Annotated in this window: 1 protein-coding gene and 1 pseudogene; one reads left to right on the forward strand and one right to left on the reverse strand. The window is 52.2% G+C overall.

Annotated features, from left to right (window positions below):
• Positions 1 to 366: pseudogene (locus ACJROR_RS05730) on the reverse strand (hypothetical protein); the annotation flags it as partial.
• A gap of 1,603 nt (positions 367 to 1,969) precedes the next feature.
• Here ACJROR_RS05730 and ACJROR_RS05735 point away from each other — a divergent pair.
• A complete protein-coding gene (locus ACJROR_RS05735) occupies positions 1,970 to 2,209 on the forward strand; it encodes a helix-turn-helix domain-containing protein (protein WP_406546248.1) in 240 nt (79 codons plus the stop codon).
• Positions 2,210 to 2,723 lie beyond the last annotated feature (514 nt).

Below are 2,723 nucleotides of genomic sequence, written 5' to 3' on the forward strand. Positions count from 1 at the left end.
GGCCTGAGACATGTTCTTGGCTCCTCCGAGACCGTTCTCCGAAACTATCCCCATGCCGTTACAGCCCGCGCCGTCATTGAGAGAACACCCTTTCTCAAAAGCGGATCTGGCCTTCGCAAAATCCCGGGGCGCTCCGGAACCCCTGAGATAAGCTTCCCCCAGCTTAAAGCAGTCATTCCCCTTGCCGGCGGAGCATCCCCTGGCAAAGTCATCCGGCGATCCTGCGGCATATGCGGACAACGAAAAAGCGAGCCCTGCTGCCAGAGAAAGTCCGGCCCCCCAGAAATTAAAGCGTGTTTTGTTCATCTTGCTCAGATCCTGAATATCCTGACTGGAAGAAAGGGCTTCGGGCCTGTCCAAAAACATAGCCCCGGAAACGCCTTTCCTCCTTAAAAACTGCCTGTGCAGCGAGCCCTGCTGATAAGGCCTTTCCTTCTGACACTGATATCGCTTTTGCGGCCAAAAGTTCTGTTAGCTGTTCCGGGTCATCAGCCAAACCATCATTTCGGTTATCATTCCGGTTATCCATTCCAGGCTGAGACCCTGTTATCAGTCCAGACTGCCGTCCCGGGGCATCATTCCTGTGATCCGCCCTGCTGTCTGTCAGAAAACGGTTTTATAAAATGGTAAAGCCATTCTCCCTCCCGGAGCAAACCTATGCGTTGTTTTCTGCCTCAAAACTCGATCTGCCCCTGCTTTCCCGCTTAAGCAAATGCCCCTGAACTCTTCCTGGGGATAACCTGCCCGGGAGGATCCCCGAAAATCCTTCCTGTGGATAACTCCCCCGGAACTATTTTCCGCGGCAGTTATCCCCATTTGTTCCCGTTGCCAGAGATCCCTGAGAGTTTTCCCCGGGGCTGTCCCTGTCCTCCGGGCTTCCTGAGATCCTTCCCCGCCCTCTTAAAAACAGCTACCATATCCGGAGAGACAATATCCTGAATACCGCCCCGTTTTTCTGAAAAGCCGCTAGCCGCCTTTTCTTAGCTTTCTGTCCTTCGCTTCCCGTCCTCTGTTTCCCGACCTCCGCTTTCTGCGCTTAGCTTCCTGTGTTCCGCTTCCGGTTCTCCCGCTGCCCGGCTTCTCAGTTCCCCGCAGCAGAAAGGAATTAAACCCGAAAAAGGAAACTGGTTAAGGCAGTTTAAATTGCTTCCGCGGCTTCCCTTGCTTCCGCCGCCTGACGCCCCGCCCGGCCGCCGCCTCCTTCCGGAAAACTCCGCAGCAGGCCTGCTCCGGAGAAGACCGCAAGTCCCCGGAGAAGACGCGGAAAGGCTTGGGAGACATATATTCCGGGCGCTTCTGAAAGCATCATCCCGGACGGAAAATGCTCTTATCTGAACAATTCAGGGACAGGGAAACAGTTTCAGGAATGGTTAAAAAACAAGGCTTTGTCACCATTTTTATGAAATCGTTTTTATCCCTGAGCCAAAAAATAATTTGAAACCGGACTAAATTTCCGGCTGATAAACTGGCGCTTAATACTATCCTGCTGTATACTGTCAGGGCGGTATCTCTGCGGGTTTTCCCGCAGATCCGGAGCCGGGGAAATTACAGCGCCGGGGGTTAATAATAATAAAAATACCAAGCAAAGTTTAAGAAGTCCCCCCGCTGCTTTCCTCCCCGCCGGAGCCAGTCATTAAGGCATACTGCAAACAGCATAGGATTGAAGACATTTGAACGTGGTAATGCTTTACTGCGTATGCGGAATGCTTTGAGAAGCTCCCGATCCCGCGTCCGTTTCATGCCGGGATCTCTCAATAATTATTAAACCCTGCAGGCTGCCTCAGAAGCTTTCTTTTCCGCCGGAGATTAGCTGATTCACTTATACCCGATCTTCGTTACGCTTACACTCTCATTTTCTCTTTGTCATCAAGCCTGATCCCTGAAAACCTTATGCAAGTTCCCCCGGGAACCCGGCCGCCCGTTACGGTTCAGCCCTGACAGCGCGGCATATGAAGCAGCGGAGGATCATATGGACGGACACACAGTGAGGCACATCAGAGAGCTCCTTAAAATGAATCAGGAGGAGTTTGCCTATGCCCTGGGCTACAGCAAAAGCCATCTTTCTCTGGTAGAAAACGACAAGCACCCCATTACCATAAGATTTATGTCCCGGATGCTTTTTGTGATCCGGGGGGAAACGTTTTTCGATAACTGCAGCCAGGAACTCCGGGATGCGGAAAAGGCCATCGCGGATATGGTGCGAAAGTAGCGGCAGGACAAAGGCAAGAAGCGGCGCGGCCTCGTGAGAGAGAAGATGACTCTCTCACGGCATGCTCTTTTATCCTCTCTTCCGCCTTCATATTCAGGATGCCGGCAGGAGCAATCACATTAAGTTAAGCCGCTGAGCCGCCGAAAGCCGTCATCTCCCGCATCAGGAATGACATAAAGCTGATTGGCCGTCTCGGCGCGTTCCATCCTTCCCGGCCACAACGCAAAAAATAAGCGGTGATACCTTGCCTGAAGCCATTTCTCACCGTTTTTGCGATCAGCTTATAGTGTGTTACAGCTGCGGCGCCGCTCTCCCGTCAGGGACGCTGCATAGTAAGGAGATCCCTTTAACCGCAGGAATTTATCCGCCCGCTAAGAATGAGCCGGAACAGAGGAAGCCTGAGATTTTGCCTCTTCCGAAAGAGGGGCAGGCTGTTCCTTCATAAGCTTCCGCACATAATCCGGGGTTACCTGAAAATTTTCAGCAACAAAATCCACGACGTATTCATCAGATT

It is taken from the genome of Succinimonas sp. (assembly GCF_045225735.1).
Taxonomy (GTDB): Bacteria; Pseudomonadota; Gammaproteobacteria; order Enterobacterales; family Succinivibrionaceae; genus Succinimonas.

Excerpts from the sequence above, each read along its gene's own strand:
- ACJROR_RS05735 (WP_406546248.1), top strand. The coding sequence starts at position 1,970 with ATGGACGGACACACAGTGAGGCACATCAGAGAGCTCCTTAAAATGAAT.